The organism is Streptomyces sp. 3330 (genome assembly GCF_031456635.1).
In the GTDB taxonomy this organism is placed as follows: Bacteria; Actinomycetota; Actinomycetes; order Streptomycetales; family Streptomycetaceae; genus Streptomyces.
In genome coordinates, this window is the sequence record NZ_JAVDVA010000017.1 from 126,529 (window position 1) to 143,949 (window position 17,421).

General features: G+C 74.1%; 16 protein-coding genes and 1 tRNA gene. 7 read left to right on the top strand and 10 right to left on the bottom strand.

Features of this window, described 5'->3' with window-relative positions:
* Nucleotides 1-77 precede the first annotated feature (77 nt).
* From J2X68_RS26550 to J2X68_RS26560, 3 genes are all read left to right on the top strand, one after another.
* Nucleotides 78-926: a decarboxylase gene (locus J2X68_RS26550; RefSeq protein ID WP_310435082.1), complete on the top strand. Its 849-nt coding sequence runs from the start codon at nucleotides 78-80 to the stop codon at nucleotides 924-926.
* A complete protein-coding gene (locus tag J2X68_RS26555; RefSeq protein ID WP_310435083.1) occupies nucleotides 923-1,654 on the top strand; it encodes a decarboxylase in 732 nt (243 codons plus the stop codon). The genes J2X68_RS26550 and J2X68_RS26555 overlap by 4 nt, the downstream gene beginning before the upstream one ends.
* A gap of 97 nt (nucleotides 1,655-1,751) precedes the next feature.
* Nucleotides 1,752-2,870 (top strand): LLM class flavin-dependent oxidoreductase, encoded by a 1,119-nt coding sequence (locus tag J2X68_RS26560; protein WP_399040884.1) that lies wholly within the window; start codon nucleotides 1,752-1,754, stop codon nucleotides 2,868-2,870.
* Here the strand turns inward: J2X68_RS26560 and J2X68_RS26565 are convergent.
* Nucleotides 2,849-4,684, bottom strand: coding sequence for an EAL domain-containing protein (locus J2X68_RS26565; protein WP_310435084.1), 1,836 nt, complete (start codon nucleotides 4,682-4,684; stop codon nucleotides 2,849-2,851). The two genes, J2X68_RS26560 and J2X68_RS26565, sit on opposite strands and share 22 nt — an antisense overlap.
* Nucleotides 4,685-5,021: 337 nt before the next feature.
* Between J2X68_RS26565 and J2X68_RS26570 the strand changes: the two genes are divergently transcribed.
* Entirely contained in the window at nucleotides 5,022-6,290 is a 1,269-nt protein-coding gene (locus J2X68_RS26570; RefSeq protein WP_399040886.1) for a M6 family metalloprotease domain-containing protein, read from the top strand.
* Nucleotides 6,291-6,372: 82 nt separating this feature from the next.
* On the opposite strand, the gene J2X68_RS26575 is transcribed toward J2X68_RS26570, so the two are convergent.
* From J2X68_RS26575 to J2X68_RS26605, 7 genes are all read right to left on the bottom strand, one after another.
* A tRNA-Lys gene (locus tag J2X68_RS26575) sits at nucleotides 6,373-6,446 on the bottom strand.
* Entirely contained in the window at nucleotides 6,437-7,024 is a 588-nt protein-coding gene (locus tag J2X68_RS26580; protein WP_310435086.1) for a bifunctional DNA primase/polymerase, read from the bottom strand. Before J2X68_RS26580 ends, J2X68_RS26575 begins: the two co-directional genes overlap by 10 nt.
* Before the next feature lie 200 nt (nucleotides 7,025-7,224).
* On the bottom strand, nucleotides 7,225-7,593 hold the full coding sequence (locus J2X68_RS26585) for a hypothetical protein (protein ID WP_310435087.1): 369 nt from the start codon (nucleotides 7,591-7,593) through the stop codon (nucleotides 7,225-7,227).
* Between the two features lie 210 nt (nucleotides 7,594-7,803).
* Nucleotides 7,804-9,144: an AAA family ATPase gene (locus tag J2X68_RS26590; protein ID WP_310435088.1), complete on the bottom strand. Its 1,341-nt coding sequence runs from the start codon at nucleotides 9,142-9,144 to the stop codon at nucleotides 7,804-7,806.
* Complete coding sequence (locus J2X68_RS26595; protein WP_310435089.1) at nucleotides 9,141-10,739, bottom strand: hypothetical protein; 1,599 nt, start codon at nucleotides 10,737-10,739, stop codon at nucleotides 9,141-9,143. The genes J2X68_RS26590 and J2X68_RS26595 overlap by 4 nt, the downstream gene beginning before the upstream one ends.
* Nucleotides 10,730-11,851 (bottom strand): hypothetical protein, encoded by a 1,122-nt coding sequence (locus J2X68_RS26600; RefSeq protein ID WP_310435090.1) that lies wholly within the window; start codon nucleotides 11,849-11,851, stop codon nucleotides 10,730-10,732. The genes J2X68_RS26595 and J2X68_RS26600 overlap by 10 nt, the downstream gene beginning before the upstream one ends.
* Nucleotides 11,802-12,755 (bottom strand): phosphatase PAP2 family protein, encoded by a 954-nt coding sequence (locus tag J2X68_RS26605; RefSeq protein ID WP_310435091.1) that lies wholly within the window; start codon nucleotides 12,753-12,755, stop codon nucleotides 11,802-11,804. Before J2X68_RS26605 ends, J2X68_RS26600 begins: the two co-directional genes overlap by 50 nt.
* Nucleotides 12,756-12,978: 223 nt before the next feature.
* Here J2X68_RS26605 and J2X68_RS26610 point away from each other — a divergent pair, with 223 nt between their 5' ends.
* Nucleotides 12,979-13,572 (top strand): histidine phosphatase family protein, encoded by a 594-nt coding sequence (locus J2X68_RS26610; RefSeq protein WP_310435092.1) that lies wholly within the window; start codon nucleotides 12,979-12,981, stop codon nucleotides 13,570-13,572.
* Between the two features lie 45 nt (nucleotides 13,573-13,617).
* On the opposite strand, the gene J2X68_RS26615 is transcribed toward J2X68_RS26610, so the two are convergent.
* Nucleotides 13,618-15,078: a hypothetical protein gene (locus tag J2X68_RS26615; protein WP_310435093.1), complete on the bottom strand. Its 1,461-nt coding sequence runs from the start codon at nucleotides 15,076-15,078 to the stop codon at nucleotides 13,618-13,620.
* A gap of 256 nt (nucleotides 15,079-15,334) precedes the next feature.
* Between J2X68_RS26615 and J2X68_RS26620 the strand changes: the two genes are divergently transcribed.
* Complete coding sequence (locus J2X68_RS26620) at nucleotides 15,335-15,724, top strand: hypothetical protein (RefSeq protein ID WP_310435094.1); 390 nt, start codon at nucleotides 15,335-15,337, stop codon at nucleotides 15,722-15,724.
* A gap of 284 nt (nucleotides 15,725-16,008) precedes the next feature.
* A complete protein-coding gene (locus J2X68_RS26625; protein ID WP_310435095.1) occupies nucleotides 16,009-16,875 on the top strand; it encodes a fused MFS/spermidine synthase in 867 nt (288 codons plus the stop codon).
* A gap of 8 nt (nucleotides 16,876-16,883) precedes the next feature.
* On the opposite strand, the gene J2X68_RS26630 is transcribed toward J2X68_RS26625, so the two are convergent.
* Entirely contained in the window at nucleotides 16,884-17,420 is a 537-nt protein-coding gene (locus tag J2X68_RS26630) for a hypothetical protein (protein ID WP_310435096.1), read from the bottom strand.
* Between the last annotated feature and the right edge of the window lies 1 nt (nucleotide 17,421).

The following is a 17,421-nucleotide window of genomic DNA, read 5'->3' on the forward strand; positions in this document are numbered from 1 at the left end:
CCGAACCTACCGTCGTCAACACGGCCGTTCGTGCGGCTCGTTGCGCATCCTGTCTCCCGGTGAGGGCGGTGCCCGCAATGGACGTCACCTTTCTCGGCGGCCCCCGCGCGCAGCGCGGCCTCGGTGTCGTCGCCCCCTTCGACTTCGCACTGGACCGTGAGCTGTGGCGGTGGACGCCGGACGACGTCTCGCTCCACCTGACCCGCACGCCGTTCGTGCCCGTCGAGGTCAGCCTGGACCTCGCCCGCCGGGTGAGCGAGCACGAGACCCTCAGGGACGCCGTCCGCGCCCTGATCGCGGTCGCCCCCGAGACCGTGGCCTACGCCTGCGCGTCGGGCAGCTTCGTCGGCGGGCTCGCGGGGGAGCGGGCCATGTGCGAGGCGATGACCCGGGCCGGTGCGACGCCGTCCGTGACCACCTCGGGCGCGCTGGTCGAGGCCCTGACGGAGCTGGGCGCCCGCCGGGTGGCCCTGGTGACGCCGTACACGGAGTCGGTGACGCGGTCGCTGGAGGAGTACGTGGCCGAGGCGGGCGGCACGGTCACCGGACGCGCGTTCATGGGTCTGACCCGGCACATCTGGAAGGTGCCGTACCGGGAGGTGGTGGAGATGGCCCACCGGGCGGTGCCCGCTCCCGCGAGCGCCGACGCGCTGTTCATCTCCTGCACCAACCTGCCGACCTACGACGTCATCCCCCAACTGGAGGCCGAACTGCGCATGCCGGTGATCTCGGCCAACCAGGTGACCATGTGGGCGGCGCTGCGCCGGCTGGGTACCCGAGCGGTGGGACCGTATCAAGCGCTGCTGGACACGACGGCGCGCGTGTGGCCCCCCGGGCTGCCGGACACCCGGGTACCGCGGGAACTTCCCGTGCCGCAGGAACCCCCGGTCCTGCCGGACGAAGAGCAGCAGGAAGGCTGGACATGACCGCACTCGGTTTCCTCTACCCGGGCCACTCGGCCGAGGACGACTACCCCCGGATCGAGCAGCTGCTGGGCAGTGACATCCGGTTGGACCTGGCCCACACGGACATCGGCGAGGACGCCCACCGGGTCGACGCGCTGCGCCAGATGGGCGCGCCGGAGCGCCTGGCGAAGGGCGTCGAGCAGCTCCGGCTGGCCGGCGCCGAGGCGATCGTGTGGGCCTGCACCAGCGGCGGCTTCGTGCACGGCTGGGAGGGCGCCCAGGAGCAGGTGCGCGCCCTGGCCACCACGGCCGGGATGGCGGCCTCCTCCACCTCCTTCGGGTTCGTGCACGCGGCCCGGGAGATCGGCGCCGGGCGGGTCGCCGTCGGGGCGACCTACCCGGACGACGTGGCGGCGCTGTTCGCCGGGTTCCTGCAGGCCGGCGGCGTGGAGGTGACGGGCGTCCACAGCGCCGGGATCGTCACCGCGGCCGAGGTCGGCACCTGGGGCGAGGCGGAGGTGTTCGCCCTCGCGCGGGCGGCCGACGCGCCCGACGCCCGGGCGGTCCTGCTGCCGGACACCGCCCTGCACACGGCCGCGTTCCTGCCCGCCCTGGAGAAGGAGCTCGGCAAGCCGGTCCTCACCGCCAACCAGGTCACGGTCTGGGAGGCCCTGCGCCTCACCGACCGCCGGGTGAACGCCCCCGGCCTGGGCGCCCTGTTCACCCGGGAGCCGATCGTGCAGGTGTGACCGGCCGGCCGCCCCGGCGGGCCGGCCGGGAATAAACGGGGACACCCTCCTGTTATCCGCCGACGACAGTGCACGGTCGACGAGCAGGAGGACCCCCGTGGCGGCGGACGAGACGGTGAGCGATGTGACGGCGCGGGACGAGATCCGAGGGACGGCCCTGGGCGGCGCGCCGGCGCCCCTCTCCGTGCTGGACCTGGTCACCGTGGGCTCCGGTCGCACCGCCACCGACGCCCTGCGCACCAGCGTCGAACTCGCCCGGTACACCGAGTCACGCGGCTTCCACCGCTACTGGGTCGCCGAGCACCACTCGATGCCGGGCGTCGCCTCCTCCTCGCCCGCGGTGATCCTGGCCCACCTCGCCGCCCACACCGACCGCATCCGGCTCGGCTCGGGCGGCGTGATGCTGCCCAACCACGCGCCCCTCGTCATCGCCGAGCAGTTCGGCACCCTGGAGGCGCTGGCCCCCCACCGGGTCGACCTCGGCCTCGGCCGCGCCCCGGGCACGGACGGCGCCACCGCCGCCGCCCTCCGCCGCACCGCCACCCTGCACGAGGGCGCCGACGACTTCCCCGAGCAGCTCGCCGAGCTCACCCGCTTCCTGGACGACGACTTCCCCGACGGCCACCGCTACCGCCGCATCCACGCGATCCCCGGCCCGGTCCAGGGCACGTCCCCCGGCGGGGTGCAGTCGCCGCACCGGCCGCCGATCTGGCTGCTCGGCTCCTCCGGCTTCAGCGCCCGGCTGGCCGGTGTGCTCGGCCTGCCCTTCGCCTTCGCGCACCACTTCTCGGCGCAGAACACCGTCCCGGCCCTCGACCTGTACCGGGAGTCCTTCCGGCCGTCCGAGGTGCTCGCCGAGCCGTACGCGCTGATCGGCGTCTCCGTGCTCGCCGTCGACGACGAACGGGAGGCCCGCCGCCAGGTCCTGGCCACCGGCCTCAACATGATCCGGCTGCGCGGCGGCCGCCCCGGCCTGTTCCCCTCCCCCGAGGAGGCGGAGGCGCACGCATTCAGTGCGCTGGAGCGGGAGTTCGTCGACTCGTGGGGCGCGAACATCATCCACGGCACCGCCGACGAGGTCCGCACCGGCCTCGACGACCTCCACAAGCGCACCGGCGCCGACGAGTTGATGCTCACCAGCCACGCCCACCGCGGTGAGCTGCGCCTGCGCTCCTACGAACTCGTCGCGGACGCCTACGGGTTGCCGACGGCGTAGGTCTCGGTACCCAGCAGTTCGGAGATACGATCCGGCGGCACCGGACGGGAGTACAGCCACCCCTGCCCGGTGTCGCAGCCGATGCTGCGCAGCCGGGTCGCCTGCGCGGAGGTCTCCACGCACTCGGCGGTGACCGTCAGCCCCAGCCGGTGGGCGAGGTCGATCATCGCCTCGACGACGACCTGGTCGGCCGGGTTCGGCGGGGAGCCCGCGCCCTCGTACTGGAAGCCGCGCACGAAGGACCCGTCGAGCTTCAGCACCGACACCGGCAGCCGGCTCAGGTAGGCGAGGTTGGAGTAGCCGGTGCCGAAGTCGTCGATGGCGATGCCGACGCCCATGTCGCTGAGCGCCTGGAGCGCCTGGAGCGGCCGCCCCGCCGAGCCCATCACGGCGGACTCGGTGAGTTCCAGCTGCAGCAGGTGCGGCGCGAGCCCGGTCTCGGCGAGGATCTCCGCCACATCCGCCACCAGGTCGGAGTCCCACACCTGACGCACCGCCACATTGACGCTGACGAACAGCGGCGGATCGTCCGGATTGTCCAGCTGCCACCGCCGGGCCTGCCGGCAGGCGGTGGCCAGAACCCATCGGCCGAGCGGCACGATCGAACCGTCCTCCTCGGCCAGCGCGACGAACCGATTCGGCGACAGCAGTCCGAACCGGGGGTGGTCCCAGCGGACCAGCGCCTCCACGCCGCGCAGCCGGCCGTCCGACATGCCGACCAGCGGCTGGTAGTCGAGACGGAACTCGCCGCGCTCGATGGCCGGCCGGAGCGTGGAGGCCAGCGCCTGCCGGGTCATCAGATGGGCGTTGCGCTCGGGGTCGAACAGCGTCCAGCGGTCCTTGCCGTCCACCTTCGCCCAGTACAGGGTCGTGTCGGCGGCCTGCATCAGGCCGGTCGCGGTGGTGCCGGCCGCGTGCCGCTCCACGACCCCGATCGACGCGGAGACGTTCAGCCGGTGCCCGGCCAGGTCGAAGGGGGCCTGGAGCGCCTTGAGCACGGACTCGGCCAGGTCGGCCAGCTGCTCGGTGCCGGTGGAGTCCTCGACCAGCAGGGCGAACTCGTCGCCGCCCAGCCGGGCGACCAGCGGCACGCTCGGCCGGGTCTGCCCCGCCTGCTCGGCGCACTCCGTCAGCCGTTCGGCGACGGCGGCCAGCAGCAGGTCGCCCACCCGGTGGCCGAGGGTGTCGTTGACCGCCTTGAAGCCGTCCAGGTCCAGGTAGCACAGGCCGATCCGGCCGGTCCCGCTCTGCTCGTACACCTCCGCCTCCAGTGCGGCGGACACCCGCTCGAAGAACAGGGTCCGGTTGGGCAACCGGGTGACCGGGTCGTGCATCTGGAGGTGCCGCAGCCTCGCCTGGAGGTCACGGTGCGCGCTCACGTCCGCGACCGACAGCAGGACGCCGGGCATGTCCGCGTCGAGCGGGGAGACGGTGACCTGCGCCCACAGCGAGTGCCCGTCGGGCTGCTTCAGCCGCCGGGTGCAGCGCAGTTTCGCCTGCCGGCCGCGCAGCACCTCACGGTAGGCGTGCCAGGTGCGCGCGTCGGAGGCCAGGTCCAGCAGGTCGGAGGCGACCCGCCCGACCAGGACCGCGCTCTCGCCGCCGAGCAGCGCGCCGAGCGCGTCGTTGGCGTCGACGATGCGGCCCTCGCCGTCGACCACGGCCATGGCGAGGGGCGCCGCCGCGAAGACGGAACGGTAGGCCGGTGGTCGATGGACCTGGAGCCCGCTTTCCGTACTGTCGATGTCACTCTCTGTGTCGGCTGACCGGTCGAGGTCTGCCGCGGGCGTCGGCCCTTCGGACGTTCCGCTCACCGCTCGCTCCCGCAGTGCACTCGATCGCTGTCCGTGCAGGAAAGTCTGCCGATCATAGAGGCTGCCCCCGGACCCGCGCAGCCACTGCCCAGTGTCCCCGAACAACCGGCCTTTCTGACAGATCGTTTCTGCCCGCACCTGGCCCGGTTCTGTGGGGGGACGACCGCTTGTGACGTTCCGTGAGAATTCCGGGGGTGTCGAGGTGATGCCCGCTTTCCGCCTCCTCACTCGTCTGGGGCAGACAAACAGGGCGTAGTACGACAATTTCACACAGGCTGGGTGGCGGTGTCCCGTGAACCGCCTTCCGGAGGTCCCTGTGCCGCGACTGCCGCGACGTGTGCGACTGCTTCCGCGCCCCCGACTGCGCAGTACGGCCGCCGTGTTCACCACCCTTTCGGCACTGGTCGCGAACTCGCTCGTCGGCGGCCCCTCGGTCGCCGAGCCGTTCTCCCCCGCCCCGTGCGCCCTGACCCGCACCACGGCCCACCACTCGGAGGGCGTGGACACCTGGAACAGCGCCTATCCCCGGCCCGCCCGCTCCCTCGACGCGGTCATGGTCTTCCTGTCCTTCCCGGACCGGTTCCCGACGACCACCCCCGACGAACTGGCCGCCGACCACTTCCCGGCCACCAGCCGCTTCTTCCGGCAGGCGTCCTACGGGAAGTTCGCCCTGCGCGCGCATCCGCTGAAGCGCTGGATCCGCATGCCGAAGCCGTCCACCGCGTACGCCATACAGCGCGACTGGAACGCCGACAGCCGGGCCGCCTATCTGCACGACGCGCTGGCCGCCGCCGACCCCCACGTGGACTTCTCCCGCTACGACGTCGTCTACTTCGTGGCCGACCCGGACGCGCCGGGCGTCGACTCGGACGCCACCAAGGTCGTCAATCTGGACGCCCCGCTGCACGCCGACGGCACGGACATCCGCCGGGTCGTCACGGTCTTCGAGCAGCATCCCCCGGACCGTCTCGTCCTCGCCCACGAGACCGGCCACGTCTTCGACCTGCCCGACCTCTACCACCGCCCCGCCGACGGCAAGGGCGACTGGGACACCTATGTGGGCGACTGGGACCTGATGGGCAGCCAGTTCGGTCTGGCCCCGGACCTGTTCGCCTGGCACAAGTGGAAGCTGGGCTGGCTGCGGGAGCGCCAGGTGGTGTGCGTACGGGGGCCCGGCCCGACCCGGCTGACCCTGGAGCCGCTGAGCGCCGGGCCGGGCGTGCCCGTCGCCGGGGCCTCCGGGGCGCCGGCCTTCGGGCTCGGCAACGGGCCCAAGCTGGCGGTGGTGCGCACCGGCCCCGACAGCGCGCTCGCCTTCGAGGCGCGCGAGCCGGCGGGCAACGACCGGGCGGCCTGCCGCACCGGCGTCCTCGTCTACCGCGTCAGCAGCGGCGCCCGGTCCGGCCGGGGGCCGGTCGAGGTGATCGACGCCCATCCGCGCACCGAGGCCTGCTGGGAGAACTCGGTCTACCCGCCGCTCGCGGACGCCCCGGTCGCCCTCGGCGAGAGCTTCACGGTGCCGGGCAACGGCGTACGGGTGGACGTCGAGGGACGCACGGCGTCGGGCGCGTGGACGGTGAAGATCACGCCGGGCACGAAGCTGTGACTGCCGGGGAATGACAAGAGCGGGGGGGGGGGGGGGGGGGGGGGGCGCCCCCCCCCCCCCCCCCCCCCCGCTCTCGACGTCGTGCGCCGCCAGGGACTCGAACCCCGGACCCGCTGATTAAGAGTCAGCTGCTCTAACCAACTGAGCTAGCGGCGCCTGCTGACGTCGTAGACCTTAGCATCCTGATCCTGGGGAGGAGAAATCGAAATCCGCACGGCCGAACGGGCCGCCCTGACGGCCGCCCACAGCAGGATCTCCGGGCCCGGCAGCCAGGGATGACGGGTGTCCGGGGCGACCATCCAGCGCGTCGAGGCGCCCTCCCCGGCGGGGGTGAGCGCGGGCACGGTCACCGCGTCCCCCGTGCCGTGGCACAGCAGCGGCGGCACCGTCGCCGTACGGCCGTCCCGGCGGCCCTCGGCGCTCCACTCCTCCCACTCCAGCAGGGAGGGCAGCCGCCGGGCCGTGCCCGGCGCCGCGAACAGCAGCATCCGCCCGCGGAACGCGGCCACCGGACCGGAGCCCGGGCCCTCGCTCCACAGCCGGTCGAGCATCAGCCGCCCGAACATCGTCGGGGCGCTGACGATGTCGAACACCGAGCCGCAGGGGAGCACCACCGGGGCCTGCGGCCGCTCCTCCCAGAAAGCGAGCGTGCTGCGCGGATAGGTCCCGGCGGAGGCCAGCCAGGCGGCGCCGTCCGGGGTGACGCCGATGGGTTCGTCGCATGCGCTGCTCATACCTCCAGGTCTACCGGGGGTGAGCGGACGATTTCACAGGGTTGCCGGAAAACGGGACGGGAGGGGACGGGGAGGAGTATCTTGCCCGCCCGGCATATGCCAGGCGCAGCGCCGTGCGGGGCGGGCGGGACAGCGGCGGGGCGGACGCGGCAGCGGCGGGCGGGCGCGGCCCGGTGTGGCCTACGGGCCCGCGGCGGCGCTCAGACGGGGTCGGCGTGCCCCCGCCCCTCGGTGTCGCCCCGCAGCAGATCCCGGCCGAACTCGACCATCTTCTTCGCGTAGTCCTCGGTCCACTCGGCCCGCTCGCCGATGTCCGCCGGCGTCAGCCGGTCGAAGCGGCGCGGATCGGCGAGCTGTGCCGCCGCCATGGCCTGGAACTCCACCGCCCGGTCGGCGGCCGCCCGGAAGGCGAGCGTGAGCTCCGTCGCCCGCGTGAGCAGCGCGGCCGGATCGTCTATCGACTCCAGGTCGAAGAAGTGCTCCGGATCGCCGGCCGCCTCGGCGGGCTCGAAGAGCAGGGGCGCGGGGCGTAGCCGCGGTTCGTTCCGACGCGGCGTGGGCTCCGCCATGTCTTCTCCTCCTCGTACGTTCGGATGACTCCACGGGCGGACAGCACCGGTGGAGTGGACCACCCTCCATTGTCCCCCGGCAGCGCAAGAGGCCCTCGGCCCCGCACTCTCAAGGCTCCCGGCCTCCCCGATGTTCCCGCCGGGCCGGGATCTGCGGGGCGTGGTGTCCCGGCCGGGTCGTGGCGTCGGGTGCCCGGCGCCCGCGTCGGGTCAGGGTCTCCAGGGCACCCGGTGTTCCGCCAGGTGCGCCAGGACCGCGTGGTTCGCCTCCCAGCCGTCCGGGAACTTGACCAGGGTTCCCAACTGGACCGGCTCCGTCGACGGGTAGGCGTCCAGCAGGTCGCCGACGCCCGCCCGGCACACCACCACGCACGCGTGCCGGTGGCGGGAGGCCAGGACGCACAGGCGGCCCGTCTCCAGGTGGAAGGCGGTGGCGTCGGGGCGGCCGGAGAGCGGGTGGAGGATCACCGTGACGTCGAACTCCATGCCCTGGAGCCGGTTCGCCGTGTCGACGGTCACGTCCGGGACGCCCAGCTCCGCAAGCGCCGCCCGCACCGCCGCCGCCTGGTCGCGGTGGGCCGTGCCGACGGCCACCCGGTCGGCGGTCAGCGGGGTCGGGTCGGGGGAGAGCTCCGAGGTCGCCGCGCCGCCCCGGTCCAGCAGCCGCCGGACGACCGTCGCGACGGCCCGCACCGCCTCGGGGTCGGTCCGGGGCGTGTGCCGGGCGGGCAGCTCCAGCAGACCCCAGCCCGACCGCGCCGCCTCGTCGATCACCCGGTCCGTGCCGGAGCCGTCCGCGGGCACGGCGAAGGACAGGCGCCGGTCGCCGTGCCCGGTGCCGCTGCGGAAGGGGGTGTACGGGTAGAACGCGTCGGAGACCAGGGGCGCCGCCGACGCCGGGAGCCGCCAGGACACCGGCAGCCGGTGCTGCGGCAGCTCGGGGTTGTGCGCGAGCAGGGTGCTCACCGCCGAGGCCGACGGATCGTAGGACAGGCCCGCCCACTGCTCGCCGCCGACGATCGAGAACGGGTCCAGCTGCCCCGGGTCGCCCACGAACAGCGCCCGCTCGAACAGCCCGGCCACGGCCAGCAGCCCGTCCGACCGCATCTGGTACGCCTCGTCCACGATGGCGTGCCGCCACGGCTCGTCCACCTTCACATGCGCCCACTTGGCGGCGGTGGAGATCACCACCGGCAGGCCCGCCAGCTCCGCCGCCTTCGCCGACTTCCGTACGTTCGGCAGCTCGTCGAGCGCCTTGTCGTAGGGGTCGGCGTCGCTGCTGTGCAGCCGGCCCACCGGCAGCTCGGGGCTCTTCGCCGCGAGCCGCGCCACCAGGTCGTCGACCTGCGCGTTGGTCTGCGCGACCACCATCAACGACCGCCCCGCGTCGGCCAGTTCCAGCGCCGCGCGGACGACGAGCGTGGACTTCCCGGCGCCGGGCGGGGAGTCGACGACCACCCCGCGCGCGCTGCCGTGCAGCGTGTCGCGCAGGATCGCGTCGGTGGCGCGGGTGGCGGCGGTACCGGGGTCGAAGGCGGCCTCGGTGGTCACAGCACGTCCTCCTGGGTGACGGAATCGGGGGCTTCGATCGCCTGCTCGCCCGGCGGGCCGCCGTGCGTCCACGGCGTGTCCTCCGGATCGGGCAGCTTCGCGCCGCCGCGCTGCTCGTGTTCGAAGAGCGTGAAGCAGAGCCGGTCGCCCTTCTCGGGCACGGACCCGGCCTCGGGCTCCTTGCCGCGGCCCATCTTGTCGACGATCCGGAGCACCAGCAGGCCGTCCTCCTCCTCGCCGTCCCGGCCCACGAACTCGGCCGCCTGCGGCTTCCCGCCCAGCGACCGGAACACCTTCGCCCGCTCCCCGAGATGCGGCCGGTCGTCCGTCCGCACGGTGACCAGCGGGCGCGGGCTCGGCCGCTTGCTCTCGCTGTACGCCATGACCACGTCCACGACCTCGCCCGCGAACGCCTCCCCGGCCAGCCGCCGACCCGCCATCACCAGCGGGTCGTCGAGCGCCTCCTGCGCCTCCAGCCGGGCCTGTTCGCGCTCGCGGGTGGCGAGCTTGTTGGCGGCGGTGACGGCGTCGTCCCGGCGCGGCTGCGGGGGCTCGCCCGCGACGACCCGGTCGCGGTGGCCGGTGAACGACCAGCGGTCGCGCGTCCACCGCTCCTCGACGTGCGCGCCCTCCGGCAGCGCCCGCAGCAGGTCCAGGCCCTCCCACACCTTGTTCCAGGTGGGCAGCGTCCGGCTTCTCACCAGCTCGCGGATGTCCTGCTCGGCCGCGGTGAGGGCGCCCAGCCGGTCGTCGGCCTGGAGGCCGTCCTCGGCGGCGGCCAGGGCGGTGCGCGCGCGGTCGTAGCGCTCGATGGCCGGGGCGAGCAGCTTGTTGTCGAACGCGGGGTCGGTCGCCGGACCCGCCGGCGGGCACAGCAGCTGTCCGGCCGCGTCCCGCGCGAGTTCCGCGCGCAGCGCCGCCTGCGCGCCCGTCGCGCCCGGCGGCGGGGCGATCCAGGCGAGCTGGGCCCCCAGGTGCTGGTCCTCCAGGCTGGACTGCCCGGTCGCCCAGTGCCGGCCCAGGACTTCGGTCATCGCGGTCAGCAGCGAGGAGCCGGGCACCCGGGACCGCTCCCCGAAATGGGTCAGCCAGCGGCCGAGCAGCGGCACGCGCGGAGGGGCGGGATACGGCGTCTCCGGGTCCTGCTCCGCCGTCCGCCTGAAGCGCATGGAGCGGCCCAGGAGGCGCACGAAGTCGACGCCCGCACGGCTCGGGACGATCAGCTGGGGCGCATCGGCGCACAGTTCGACCTCGACCTTGACGCGTTTGCCGGTCTCCGGGTCGGTCTCGCTGCGCTCGGCGGCCTCGACGACGTCGGCGTAGGAGTCGACGTACGGCAGCACGATGTCGGCCAGTTCGGCGAGGAACGCGAACCGCAGCTCACGGTCGCGCGGCTGCGGCACGACGAGCAGCCGCGGCGCGTCCCGGTCGGTTCCGACCAGCGCGCCCAGCGGGGCGCCGGCCTCGCCGGCCGTGGTCAGCGGCACGAAGACCAGCGGCCGTGCGGACAGGTGGCGGTGCCGGACGGTGGCGGTGGGCTGGGCGCGGCCGGTGGTGACGGCCTCGAGGCGCGCGAGGGTGGTGATCAGCGACACATCGTCCCCAGGGCGTCGGCGCGGAGAACCGCGGCCCGGCGCAGGGCGGCCACCGCGGGGTCCCGCGGATCGCCGCTCTCGCCGCGCGCCGCCGCCAGGACGTCCTCGACGGTGGTCAGCCCGCCCAGTTCGGCCCGCACGGAACGGCCCAGGGAGGTGACCGCGCCGGCCTCACGGGACCGCTCACGGCAGTGGAACGCCAGCTCGCAGGCGGCCAGGCACTCGGGCGCGTACGCCGCCGGGACCGCCTCGACGGCCGCCGTGAGCCGTTCGGCGGGCAGGTCGGGGGAGAAGCACGTGCCCTCGGGGAGGGCGTCGGCGATGTCCTCGATGCGGGTGAGGCGGGCCAGCTGGCGGCTGGTGACCGCGCGCTGCTTGCGCACGTCCACCGCGGAGGCGGTGGGCAGGTTGGAGAAGTCCTTGGGGCAGACCAGGAGCACCCGGTGGCGCACGCGCGGGGCCGGGTCGAGACGGGCGGCGACCGCCTCCAGCGCCAGCACGTACACGGCGGCCTGCCGGGCGGCGGCGCCGACCTTCGCCGGGTCCGCCGAGCCGTCCAGCATCGGGAACGACTTGATCTCGACGACCGTCCAGCTGCCGTCCGGGTGCACCACCACCGCGTCCGGCTCCAGGAAGGCGGGGGAGCCCGCGACATCGAGCGCGATCATCGGATGGTCCAGGAGCGTCCAGGTGCCGGTCGCCCCGGTGGCCTCGCGCAGCGCCAGCGCGGTGCGCGCGGTGCGGCCCTCGGGGCCGACCGCGGACAGGTCCGGAAGCGCCGCGCCGACGGGCGGCTCGGCGCCCGGGTCCAGCCGCTCGTGCACCAGCCGCAGCAGTTCCGCGCCGCCGTCCGCCTTCACCTTCGCCTCGAACGCGTTGCCGCGCGTCAGGGCGAACTGGGACTGTCCGAAGGCCGAGGGCGAGCCCAGCGCGTCCGCCAGCGTCGTCTTGTCCACCCCGGCGCCGTCGAGGATGGCCCGCCGCTCACAGCCCGGGTTGGCCGCCAGCGCCGCGAGGGCGCGGGCGTCCAGCGGCTTGGCCGGTACGTCGGGGCCGCGCAGCTCAGCGAGCCGCTGCCGGAGCGCCGTCCCCCGCGTCCGAGGGGGTGGCACCCGGCTCGGCTCCGGGGCCGAACCGTGACTCGCGCTGCCGTGGAATTCGCTCACCCGTCGAAGTCTGGCATCCGCCACTGACAATCGGGGTCGATGTGCCCGCAGAGGCGGCCGCGACCACCGGGACACGGGCCGCGAACCACACCCGGGCCCGGTCCGCGCCGCGCGTCACCAGCGGCGTCAGCAGCAGCCCGACGCCCATCACGGCCGCGCCGGCGACCGCGTCGAGGAAGTAGTGGTTGGCGGTGCCCATCACCACGAGCGTCGTCACCAGCGGGTAGACGACGCCGGCCGTCTTCGCCGTACGCGTGCCGCCGTAGCGCCACAGCATGACGCCGCACCACAGGGCCCAGCCGACGTGCAGGCTGGGCATGGCCGCGTACTGGTTGGTCATGCCGCCCATGCCGCGCGGGGCGCTCGCCTCGCCGCCCCACCAGCCGTACGAGCTGTACTGGGCCATGGTGTCCACGAAGCCGTGGCCGGCCGACAGCAGCCGGGGCGGGCAGGTGGGCATCAGGGTGAAGCCGATGAGGCCGATGAACGTGGACGTCATCAGCCAGGTGCGGGCCGCGCGGTAGAGCTGGGTCCGGGACCGGAACAGCCAGACCAGGATCACCGGTGTCACCAGGTAGTGCAGCGACGCGTACCAGAAGTCGGCCGGCACGCCGATCCACGCCTGGGTCCTGAACAGCCGGTTCAAGGGGTGCTCGGCGTTGATGTGCAGGAACTTCTCGATGCGCAGCAGCGCGAGGCCGTGGTCGACGGCGGTGGTCACGTCGCCGCGCGCGAGCAGTCGGCCCGCCGAGTAGCAGGCGTACACCAGCAGGATCAGCGGCAGCTCCGTCCACCAGCGCAGCCGTGTCCGCGGGGCCGCCTCGGTGCCTGGTGTCTCGGTCTGCGGCATCCGATTGCCTCCCCCTTCTTGTCGCTGTCTCGTGGCTGCTGTGCCGGTGGCTCGGGACGGGCCACTTTACGGCGCGTGCGCGCGTCCCTGATGGCCGCCCCGGCTCTCAAAGACGCTGAGATCGCCCATCGGGTTGCCCCTGTTCAGGGTGAGCGATGATGGAGGGGATCCGCCTCTGGTTTCTCCCCCGATCCCTCTCAGGGTCTCCCCGGAAAGGTCCCCCATGGCACCGCGCATCCTGCTGGCCCGGCACGGACAGACCGAGTGGTCCCTGTCCGGCAAGCACACCGGCAGGACCGATGTGCCTCTCCTGGAGGAGGGCCGCCGCGGCGCCAAGCTGCTCGGCGAGCGGCTGCACCGGGCCCCGTACGACGGCCTGACGGACGTGGAGATACGCACCAGCCCGCTGGCACGCGCGCGTGAGACGTGCGAACTCGCGGGCTTCGGCGAGCGGGCCACCGCCTGGGACACGCTGATGGAGTGGGACTACGGCGCGTACGAGGGCATGACCCCCGCCGAGATCCAGGCCGCCCGGCCCGGCTGGCTCATCTGGCGCGACGGCGTCCCCGAGGGCGAGACGCTCGCCGAGGTGACCGCCCGCGCGGACGAGGTCGTGGCCTGGGCCCGCTCGGCCGACCGGGACGTGCTGGTCTTCGCCCACGGGCACATCCTCCGCTCCATCGGGGCACGCTGGCTGGGGCTGCCGCTGGACTTCGCGGCCCGGATCCGGCTGAACCCCACGTCCCTGTCGGTCCTGGGATGGGCTTACGGCGAACCGGCGATCGAGAGCTGGAACGACCTCGGGCACCTCGGGTAACCGCGGGCGCCCGCGGCAATCGTGGACGAGGGCGTGGGCCGGGTCTCACACCGTCCGCGGTGTCGAGGCGTGCCGCTCCAGGAAGGTGGAGACGCCTCCCGCGCGCCGGTGCGGCAGCAGCACTCTTGCGGTACCGGCCAGCATCGTCTGGATCCGGGACGACTGGACCTGGTCCAGCAGGTCCAGGACCCGCATCCCGGCCACCGCCGCCTCGTCGGGGTGGCCCCCGCGCGCGAGGTCGTCCGCCAGTTCGGCCGTGTACAGCGCGATGTTCCGCGAGAAGTGCGGGTCCTGGAGGTCCGCCGCCCGCTTCGCGTGCCGGGCCGCGCGCGGCCAGTCGCCCAGGGTCGACCAGCACTGCGCCTCGAGCCCCTCGAGTTCGGCCTCGCCGTAGAAGCTCATCCACTCGGGATCGCTCTCGCAGGGGCCCCGGTCGTAGAGGGCCTGCGCGCGCACGAGGGCCTGTTCGCAGCCGGTGCGGTCGGCGAGCCCCGCCCAGCCGCCCGCCTCGCGCAGCGCCAGCAGCGACATCAGCCGGGCCGAGCCGAGGGGGCGGGCGGCGCGCTGGGCCGCCTGGGCGGCGCGCACGGCCTCGCGCGGCCGTCCCGCGTCCCGTGCCAGGAACGCGGTGTTGCAGAAGGCGTGCGCCTCCAGTCCTTGGTCCCCGGTCACCCGGGCGGTCGCCAGCGCCTCCGCGTAGTGCGAGCGGGCGTCGTCGAACCGGCCCGAGTCGTGTGCGAGCCAGCCCACCGAGATGGCGAGTTCCCCGGCGCCCGAGTGGAGCCGGTCGGCGGTCGACTGCCGGGTCGTCCCGGCGTCCAGCAGCGCGTAGGCGGCGCGCAGCGGGGCGGCCGCGCGCCGGTAGAGGCCGTCGGCCCCGTGCCGGTCGTCGAGCAGCCGGATGCGGCGGACCGCTTCTTCGAGGGCGCCGGCCTCGCTCGCTCCCGCGCGGCGCACGGGACGATCCGCCGACGCGTCGTGGGCGAGCCGGAGGGGGCCCAGCGTGACGGCGGCCATCGTGGCACCTCCGCCGGTCATGAATGCGCGACGCAGCACGTCGCTCTCCTCGTGGTTGTGGTGGTGCGTGTCGTACGGGTCCTGCGTGTCATACGGCTCGGGCGCCCTGCCCGTCTCAGCCGTGTTCTGCTCGTCACTGGCAGTGCGCTCCGGTCTTGTGGTGGGTGCGCAGGGCGCGTCCTCGGGGGCGCGCGCTCCTCGTCCGCGCACGGACGCGCGGGGCGCGAACCCCAGATCGGTGAGCGTGCGGCCGGGGAACATATGCAGGAACACCCGCTCGTACGCGTAGTTGGGGCAGCGGATCTCGCCCGCCTCGACGCGCCCGATGTAGCGGGCGTCACAGCTGACACGCTCGCCGATCTCACGGGCGGCCCGCCGCACGAGTGCGGCGAACTCGGCGGGTGAGCGATGTCCGCGCAGGTGGCGGAAGGCGAGGTTGGGCCGTGCCGGCCGGTCTGGCCGAGGTGGGGTCACCGTTGACGACGCCATGGCCGGGTCCTCTCGTGCGAACCGTCGAACCATGCCGGAATAGGGATGAGTTGTCCGTGTGGCACCCTTGTTCCCGGCGGGCAAGAACGTACCTGTTGCGGTCGGGCCGCCATGCGGTGTTTGGCTACAAAACGGATATCTCATCCATGATCTGCCATGAACTGCCATCCTTTGCGGCGGACTTCCGCCGTAGCCCTTGACGCCGTGAGCCGTTGAGCTTTGCGGACTACAGGCGGGCTGCGCGGTGGAGGCCGGGATGGAGACCAGCCAGAGCAACGTTCCTTCTACGACGTCGGTGGCGGCGTGCGACCTCGTGACGGTGCCGACCCGTCAGGGGTTGGAGGCGGTCGACATCCTGCGGAGGGCGACGACGGGGGACGGGGTGGGGCCCGTCCTGCACGACGACGGCGGCGACACGCTCGGCTTCGTGGTGCCGGCCGGGACGGCGGCCGCCTGGGACATGCCCGGCAGCACCTGCACGCAGACCGACGGCAGGGGGCTGCGACTCGCCCCCGAGTCGTCGGCCGAGGGCTCGGACTGGCTGGTGCCCCCCGGCGAGGCGGACCTGGCGACGGATCCGGCGGTGCTGCGGCGGGCGCTGGGCGAGGCGGCCCGGCTGATCGAGGCGGCGGACAGCTGCCGGTGAGCACGCGCGCGGGGTGACCGGCGCGGCACTCCGTCCCGCACGGCCCCGTCCACGCGCGTGCGCGAGCGGCACTCCCTCCCGCACGGCCCCCCAGCACCCCCGAGCGTCCGCGCGCGTCCGCGAGCGGCACTCCGACCGCCGTCCGACTCCCCCCGGACTGCCCGGCCCGCCCGCCCGCCGTCCGCCCGCTGCCTGGTCGCTGCCTGGCCCCCGGCCCGGTCGCCGTTCGCCTCCTTGTTCGGGTGGGTGCGCGGGGAATGTCCGTGGGCTGCGAAAATGCGGGCATGGCAAAGTCCAGGAACACGCGGCGCGAGCGGGACGCCGACGCCGTCGTCGAGACCGTCGACGGCGGGCTCGCCCAGCTCGTACCCGACCGGGACCGGGCGCGGGCCTGGACGCTGCTCATCGACGGAGCCCCGCAGTCGCACGTCGACCTCGACGATCCCGGCTTCCTCTCCTTCGAGTACCAGCGGCGGCTCGGCCATGTCATCGACCTCCTCGCGCCGCCGGGCAAGCCCCTGCACGTCGTGCATCTCGGCGGCGGCGCGTTCACCCTCGCCCGGTACGTCGCCGCCACCCGACCCCGCTCCACGCAGCAGGTCGTCGAACGGGACGCGGCCCTCGTCCGGCTGGTGCGCCGGGAGCTGCCGCTGGACCCGGGGGCGCGGATCAGGGTGAGGTCGGTCGACGCGCGTGAAGGTCTCGCCAAGGTGCCCGACGGGTGGGCGGATCTGGTGCTGGCCGACGTGTTCAGCGGCGCCCGCACCCCCGCCCACCTCACCTCGACCGAGTTCCTCGACGAGGTCCGCAGGGCGCTCAAGCCCGGTGGGACCTACGCCGCCAACCTCGCCGACGGCCCGCCGCTCGCGCACCTGCGCGGCCAGATCGCCACCGCAGCCGCCCGGTTCCCGGAACTCGCGCTGGTCGCGGACCCGACCGTGCTGCGCGGCAAACGGTTCGGCAACGCGGTGCTCGTGGCCTCCGACCGCCCGCTGCCCACCGCCGAACTGACCCGCAGGGCCGCGTCCGACCCCCACCCCGGCCGGGTCGAGCACGGCAGGGCGCTCACCGACTTCACCGGCGGCGCGGTACCGGTCGTGGACGCCTCGGCGGTGGCCTCACCGGCCCCGCCGCCCTCCGTCTTCCGCTAGCCCGGCCGTCAGTACGTGCCGACCTCCACCCGGGGCGGCCCGTCGTGCCAGGTGCAGAACACCGACACCCGGTCCGCGCCGGAGCTGAACTCCACCCGGATCCACGACTCCGTCTTCCACACCTGCATCGACCAGCCCGCGCCCGGGGTCGCCGAGACCAGCGACGCGGAGACCTTGCCCAGGTCGAAGACGACCAGCCCGCCCTCGGTGTCGTAGCTCTTCACCGTGCCCCGGGAGCCGGCCCGGGGCGTTCCGGAGGCGCTGGGGGAGGGGGTGGCGTCGGCCGCCGTCCGGGAGGGGGACGGGGACGCCGGGGTCCGGCTCGGCTTCGGGGACGGGCTCCGCGACGCGGACGGGCTGCCCGTCGGCGAGGCCGACGGCTGCTTCGACTCCCGCGTGATCGCGTCGCCCGCGGTGAGCGGCAGGGCGCGCGGCGGATCGTAGGCCGTGCCCGCCATCACCGTGTGGACACCCCACCACGACAGCGTGACCGCCGCGCCCGTGGCGAGCGACCAGGCCAGTACGTGTACGAGTCCTCTGCGCATC

Bases quoted from the DNA above. Each gene is read 5' to 3' on its own strand.
- J2X68_RS26555 (WP_310435083.1), top strand. From the start codon at position 923: ATGACCGCACTCGGTTTCCTCTACCCGGGCCACTCGGCCGAGGACGAC.
- J2X68_RS26620 (WP_310435094.1), top strand. From the start codon at position 15,335: ATGGAGACCAGCCAGAGCAACGTTCCTTCTACGACGTCGGTGGCGGCG.
- J2X68_RS26625 (WP_310435095.1), top strand. From the start codon at position 16,009: ATGGCAAAGTCCAGGAACACGCGGCGCGAGCGGGACGCCGACGCCGTC.
- J2X68_RS26585 (WP_310435087.1), bottom strand. From the start codon at position 7,593: ATGGCGGAGCCCACGCCGCGTCGGAACGAACCGCGGCTACGCCCCGCG.
- J2X68_RS26580 (WP_310435086.1), bottom strand. From the start codon at position 7,024: ATGAGCAGCGCATGCGACGAACCCATCGGCGTCACCCCGGACGGCGCC.
- J2X68_RS26550 (WP_310435082.1), top strand. From the start codon at position 78: ATGGACGTCACCTTTCTCGGCGGCCCCCGCGCGCAGCGCGGCCTCGGT.
- J2X68_RS26630 (WP_310435096.1), bottom strand. From the start codon at position 17,420: ATGCGCAGAGGACTCGTACACGTACTGGCCTGGTCGCTCGCCACGGGC.
- J2X68_RS26615 (WP_310435093.1), bottom strand. From the start codon at position 15,078: ATGGCGTCGTCAACGGTGACCCCACCTCGGCCAGACCGGCCGGCACGG.
- J2X68_RS26605 (WP_310435091.1), bottom strand. From the start codon at position 12,755: ATGCCGCAGACCGAGACACCAGGCACCGAGGCGGCCCCGCGGACACGG.
- J2X68_RS26610 (WP_310435092.1), top strand. From the start codon at position 12,979: ATGGCACCGCGCATCCTGCTGGCCCGGCACGGACAGACCGAGTGGTCC.